Origin of the sequence: Kitasatospora sp. NPDC056800, assembly GCF_042789775.1 — a bacterium.
Taxonomy (GTDB): Bacteria; Actinomycetota; Actinomycetes; order Streptomycetales; family Streptomycetaceae; genus Kitasatospora.
The window spans coordinates 1-6,180 of the sequence record NZ_JBHUAL010000323.1 but is presented as its reverse complement, the minus strand read 5'-3'; the positions used below and the strand labels follow the sequence as shown (position 1 = coordinate 6,180).

The 6,180-nt window shown below is 74.0% G+C and carries 3 protein-coding genes; 2 read left to right on the top strand and 1 reads right to left on the bottom strand.

Annotation, left to right across the window (positions count from 1 at the left end):
* Positions 1-42: 42 nt before the first annotated feature.
* The gene (locus ACFRQN_RS39300) at positions 43-3,144 is read right to left on the bottom strand and encodes a SpaA isopeptide-forming pilin-related protein (RefSeq protein WP_380745421.1); all 3,102 of its coding nucleotides are present in this window, start codon (positions 3,142-3,144) and stop codon (positions 43-45) included.
* Positions 3,145-3,475: 331 nt separating this feature from the next.
* Here ACFRQN_RS39300 and hcp point away from each other — a divergent pair, with 331 nt between their 5' ends.
* Positions 3,476-5,146: a hydroxylamine reductase gene (gene hcp / locus ACFRQN_RS39295; RefSeq protein WP_380745419.1), complete on the top strand. Its 1,671-nt coding sequence runs from the start codon at positions 3,476-3,478 to the stop codon at positions 5,144-5,146.
* Positions 5,143-6,174, top strand: coding sequence for an FAD-binding oxidoreductase (locus ACFRQN_RS39290; protein WP_380745417.1), 1,032 nt, complete (start codon positions 5,143-5,145; stop codon positions 6,172-6,174). Before hcp ends, ACFRQN_RS39290 begins: the two co-directional genes overlap by 4 nt.
* Positions 6,175-6,180 lie beyond the last annotated feature (6 nt).

Genomic DNA, 6,180 nt, shown 5'->3' with positions numbered 1-6,180 from the left:
CCGAAGCGCGGAGGCTTCGGCGGGCACGGGCCGGTCATGCGGTCAGGCGTCCGCGCCCCAGAGGAAGCCCGGCACGGGCGTGAAGCGCACGTACGGGCTCCACTCGTCGCCCGGCGGGCAGGGGGTGGGCGGGCACGGCGGCGGCGGACACTTGCTGTCCTCGACCGTGACCGTCACGCACGCGTGGTCCCCGGTCAGCTCGACCCTGGTCACCGAGGGCCGCGACAGGTTGTAGCCCTCGGGTGCGGAGACCTCCTGCCAGTAGTACGTGCCCGGCGGGAGGTGGTCCGCCGAGCAGACGCCCGACGCGGGGGTCGTGCACGGCGGGCCGACGGCGGTGTCGGGGTTGTCCCCCGTGGTCTGCAGACCGGCCACGCCGTTGCTCTCCCGCCACAGCTGGAAAACGGCGCCCGCCAGCGGCTGCCCGCTGTCGGCGTCGACCTTCCTGACGGAGGTGGACCCGCTCGGGGCGGTCGGCGTCTGCGTGTCCTGGACGGGGACCTGGACGTTCGGCCGGCCCAGGTCGATGACGACGGTCGTCACCGGGGACTGCGGCAGGTCGTACCCGGGCGGCGGCACCGTCTCCTGCCAGTAGTACGTGCCCAGCGGGAGCCCGGACGCCGAGCAGACACCCGACGCGGGCGTGACGCACGGGGAGCCCACGGCCGTGTCCGGATTCGGGCCGGTGGCCTGCAGCCCCGGAACGCCGTTGGTCTCGTGCCAGAGCTGGAAGGTGGCGCCCGCCAGGGGCTGTCCGGTGGCGGCGTCGGTCTTCTTGACGGAGGTGGACCCGGTGGGGGCGGTCGAGTGGGTGTCCTGGACGGGGAGCTGGATGTCCTGCCCGTTGGTGTCGAGGACGACGGTCGTCACCGCGGACTGCGGCAGGTCGTACCCGGGCGGTGGCGCCGTCTCCTGCCAGTAGTACGTACCCAGCGGGAGCCCGGACGCCGAGCAGACGCCCGACGCGGGCGTGACGCACGGGGAGCCGACCGCCGTGTCGGGATTGGCCCCCGTGGTCTGCAGACCGGCCACGCCGTTGGTCTCGTGCCACAGCTGGAAGGTCGCCCCCGCCAGCGGCTGTCCGGTGGCCGCGTCGGTCTTGGTGACGGAGGTGGACCCGGTGGGAGCGATGGTCTTGGCGTCGGCGACGGTGACCATGACGTTCTTCCCGTTCGCGTCCAGCACGACGGTGTTCACGTTGAGGTCGGGCAGGTCGTACCCGTCGGGCGCCGAGACCTCCTGCCAGTAGTACGTGTCCAGCGGGAGGCCGGACGCCGAGCAGACACCGGACGCCGGGGTGACGCACGGGGAGCCGACCGCCGTGTCCGGGGTCGCCCCGGACGTCTGCAGACCGGCGACGCCGTTGGTCTCACGCCACAACTGGAAGGTCGCCCCCGCCAAGGGCTGCCCGCTGTCGGAGTCGGTCTTGGTCACGCTGGTCGAGGCCGTCGGAGCGGCGGCCGGGGTGTCGGCGACGGTGACCGGGGCGCTCTGCCCGTTGGTGTTCAGCACGACCGTGGTCACGTTGAGCCCGGGCAGGTCGTACCCGGGCGGCGCCGCCGTCTCCTGCCAGTAGTAGGTGCCCAGCGGGAGTCCGGACGCCGAGCAGACGCCCGACGCGGGCGTGACGCACGGGGAGCCGACCGCCGTGTCGGGATTGGCCCCCGTGGTCTGCAGCCCCGGAACGCCGTTGGTCTCGTGCCACAGCTGGAAGGTCGCCCCCGCCAGCGGCCGCGAGGTGGCGGAGTCGACCTTGGTCACGCTGGTGGCCCCGGTCTCGACGACCGGGCTCGTGGTGTCCTGGACGGTGACCGGGACGGTCTGCCCGTTCGTGCCGAGGATCACGGTCGTCACCGGCGGCTGGGGCAGGTCGTACCCAGGCGGCGCCGCCGTCTCCTCCCAGTAGTAGGTGCCCAGCGGGAGGTCGGCCGTGGAGCAGACACCGTTGCGCCCGGTGGTGCAGGGGGCGCCGACCTTGGTGTCCGGGGTGGTGCCCGTGGTCTGCAGGCCGGCGACGCCGTTGCTCTCCTTCCACAGCTGGAAGGTGGCGCCCGCCAGGGTCTGCCCGGTGGCCGAGTCGACCTTGGTCACGCTGGTCGAGGCGGTGGGGGCCGGCGGGTTGCCGCACTCCGGGAGGTCGCCGTTGAAGGGGTAGGCGTGGAACTCGGTCCCGGTCATGCCCAGACCGGAGTTGTGCAGCAGCGAGCCGGTGGTGAAGAACCGTCCGTTCAGGCCGGGCAGGTTCATCGTGGCGGTGCTGGCCGGGTTGCCGACCAGCACGCTGCCCTGGAACTGCCCCGAGCCGGTCAGGGTGACGGTCGTCGCGGTGGGGAAGTTCCACAGCAGGCGCTCGCGCAGCTGGTTCCACGGGTCGGTGTCCGCGAGGCTGCCGCTGTAGGTGTTGATGGTGCGGGCGTCGCCGACGAGGTTGACCAGGACGGTCGCGTTCGCGGGGATGCCGGCGAAGGTGACCCCCTGGGTCCCGCCGCCGCGGCCGACGATGTCGAAGTCGACGTTGAAGACCTGGAGGGCGGAGGTGCCGTCGCCGGTGAACAGGGTCTGGTACCCCTGGTTGACGGCGGTTCCGGTGGCCGGGCGGGCGGTGCCGGTCCCGGCGTAGCACGCGCTGGCCGTCTGCAGCTCGCCGCGCAGCGGCGCGTAGGCGGCCACGGCCTGCGGGTCGTGGACCTTCGTGCCGGTGACGGTGCCCGTGGTGGCGCCCGCGTAGCGGACGACGCCGCCCTCGGCCAGGAGCGACTGCCCCGGGGCCACGGTGACGTTGCCGCCGGCGGTGAGGAAGTCCGCGCCGTTCGGCGGGGGAACGCGCGAGCCGACGCCGACGATGCCGATGTTGTACACGGAGCTGACCCCGGCGGCCTTGCTCATGTCGAAGTTGCCGAGGGTCACCACGTGCCCCTCGGCCTCGGCGGCCGAGCCCCGGACGTTGAAGTCGCCGCCGACGAAGACGTTCACCCCGGCGTCGCGGCCCGCGAAGGGACCGTTGTTGACCGGGGGGAACGTCGCCGGACAGTCCGCGCCCAGGCAGGGCCCCAGGCCGCCCGGCAGGCCGGCCGCCTGGGCGGCCGACGGTGCGATGAGCGACATGCCGAAGGGGACGAGCGTCAGGGCCAGGGCGGATCCCATCACCCTGCCGAGCCTTCGTCTCCAGCCGACGGCGGTCGCCTGATTCTGACTGGGCTTCACCACAGTCCTTTCCTCATATGAACCGAACAACAACCCTCGGAGTGTTCTCGTCGGAGCCCCGAGCAGCGGCGACCCGCCAACCGTTTCGTCTGAACGCCGCGACACGTACACCCGATCGGACGCGGCGGACGCCGGGGCGACTGGGTCTCCCGACCCCGGATTGGGGCCCTCCGGCCCTGACGCGCCGTCAACGGCGGCCCCATCCTGGACTCGTCGAGGCCCCGTCTGCCCGCCGCCACCGAACGACACCACCAGTCCCCGGAGGACCCGCATGTTCTGCTACCAGTGCGAACAGACCGACCGCACCGGCGCCACCCCCGGCTGCGCCGGCCCGATCGGCAACTGCGGCAAGGACTCCCCCACCTCGGACCTCCAGGACCTGCTGATCCACGCGGTCAAGGGCATCTCCCAGTACGCCGCCAAGGCGCGCGCCCTCGGCGACCCGGACGACGAGGCGGCGGCCTTCGTCCTGTACGCGCTCTTCACCACGCTCACCAACGTCAACTTCAACCCCACCCGCTTCGCCGCCCTGATCCAGCTGGCCGTCGGCGTCCGGAACCGGACCAGGGACCGGTACGAGCGGGCCGCGCGCGCCGCCGGGCAGCAGCCGGAGACGCTCACCGGCCCGGCCGCCTGGGCCCCGGCCGCGGACCCCGGCGCCCTGGTCGGCCAGGCGTCGGGCGTCCGGGTAGACATCGGGCTCCCCCTGGTCGGGCCCGAGGTGGTCGGGCTCCGCGCGCTCCACCTCTACGCGCTCAAGGGCATCTGCGCCTACGCCCACCACGCCGACGTGCTCGGCCGCCGCAGCGCCGAGGTGCTCGGCGGCGTCGAGGACGCCCTCGCCTACCTGGCCGGCGAGCCGACCGACCCCGCCGAGCTGCTGGAACGCGCCGTCGGCCTCGGCCGGCTCAACCTCGCGGCGATCGAACTGCTGGACGCCGCCAACACCGGCACCTACGGGCCCCAGCGGCCCACCGCCGTCCGCACCACCCCGGTCGCCGGAAAGGCCGTCCTGGTCAGCGGCCACGACCTGCGGGACCTGGAGGCCCTCCTGGTGCAGACCAGGGGCCAGGGCATCAACGTCTACACCCACGGCGAGATGCTCCCCGCCCACGCCTACCCGCTGCTCAAGGCCCACCCGCACCTGGCCGGCAACTACGGCGGCGCCTGGCAGGACCAGCAGCGGGACTTCGCCGCCTTCCCCGGCCCGGTCCTGATGACCTCCAACTGCGTCATCGAGCCGCACGCCGCCTACCGCCGCCGGATCTTCACCGCCGGACCGGTCGGCTGGCCCGGCGTCCGGCACCTCGCCGACCACGACTTCCGCCCGCTGATCCAGGCCGCCCACGCCCTGCCCGGCTTCCCGGAGACCGCCGCCGAGGAGGAGGCCGTCACCGTCGGCTTCGGCCGGGACGCCGTGCTCGCGGTCGCCGACCAGGTCGTCCACGCGGTGCGGCAGGGCGACATCCGGCACTTCTTCCTGATCGGCGGCTGCGACGGCCCCACCCCCGGCCGCGACTACTACACCGACCTCGCCCTCGGCGCGCCCCGCGACAGCGTGGTACTCACCCTCGGCTGCGCCAAGTACCGCTTCCACCGGCACGACTTCGGCGAGATCGCGGGCCTCCCCCGGCTGCTCGACCTCGGCCAGTGCAACGACACCTACTCCGCCATCCGGATCGCCACCGCGCTCGCCGACGCCTTCGAGTGCGACATCAACGACCTGCCGCTCACCCTGGCGCTGTCCTGGACCGAGCAGAAGGCCGTCGCGGTGCTGCTCACCCTGCTCGCGCTGGGCATCCGCGACATCCACCTCGGCCCCTCGCTGCCCGGCTTCCTCACCCCCGCCCTGGTCGACGAGCTGGTGAAGCGGTTCGGCCTGCGGGTGGCCGGCGACCCGGCGGCCGACCTGGCCGCCGCGCTCGAACGGACGGCGTCGTGAGCGCGGGGCACGCCCACCCCGTCACCCTCACCACCACCGACGGCGGCCGGCTGGAGTTCGACTGCGCCCCTGGCCGCAGCGTCCTGGAGGCCGCGGCGGAGGCCGGCGCCGCCCTGCCCGCCTCCTGCCGCCGGGGCACCTGCGGCTCCTGCCACGCCTCCGTCACCGACGGACCGTACGACCTCGGGCCGCACAGCGAACAGGCCCTCCCACCGGACGGGCGCGAGCGCGGCGAGGTGCTGCTCTGCCGCACCTTCCCGCGCGGTCCGCTGACCACCGCCCTGCCGTACGAGCAGGCCCGCGTCCTGCACGGCGCCGTCCCGGTCCGCGCGGCCACCGTCACGGCGGTGGACCCGGTCACCCCGGACACCGTGCGGCTGGAGCTGCGCCTCGACGACCCGGACTGCCAGTTCGACCCGGGGCAGTTCATGGAGCTCCAGACACCCGGCGGCGAGGTGAAGCGCGCCTACTCCCCCGCCAACACCGGCAACTGGGAGGGCCGGCTGGAGTTCTACGTCCGGCTGCGGGAGGGCGGGCACTTCTCCTCCTACCTCGCCGACCGGGCCCGCCCGGGCGACCGGCTCACCGTGCACGGCCCGCAGGGCGCCTTCGGCCTGCACGAGACCGGCCTGCGGCCGCGCTGGTTCCTGGCCGGCGGCACCGGCCTGGCCCCGCTGCTGGCGATGGTCCGCCGGATGGCCGAGTGGCGGGATCCGCAACCCGCCCGGCTGCTCCTCGGCGTCAACGAGCCGCGGGACGTCTTCGGACTGGACGAACTCGCCGCCGTAGCCGCCGAGTTGCCCGGCTTCCGGTACGAGGTCTGCGTCCGCGGGCCCGGCCCCGGCTGGTCCGGCCCGACCGGCACCCCGGCCGACCTGCTGGCCGCCGCCCTGCCCGAACTCGGCGGCGCCGCACCGGACCTGTACGTCTGCGGCCCGCCGCCCCTGGTCGACGCCGTGCTGCGCACCGCCGCTTCCGCAGGGGTGCCGCCCGAACAGGTCCACCGGGAGCGCTTCCTGGCCACCTGACCGCCC

Bases quoted from the DNA above. Each gene is read 5' to 3' on its own strand.
- hcp (WP_380745419.1), top strand. From the start codon at position 3,476: ATGTTCTGCTACCAGTGCGAACAGACCGACCGCACCGGCGCCACCCCC.
- ACFRQN_RS39300 (WP_380745421.1), bottom strand. From the start codon at position 3,144: ATGGGATCCGCCCTGGCCCTGACGCTCGTCCCCTTCGGCATGTCGCTC.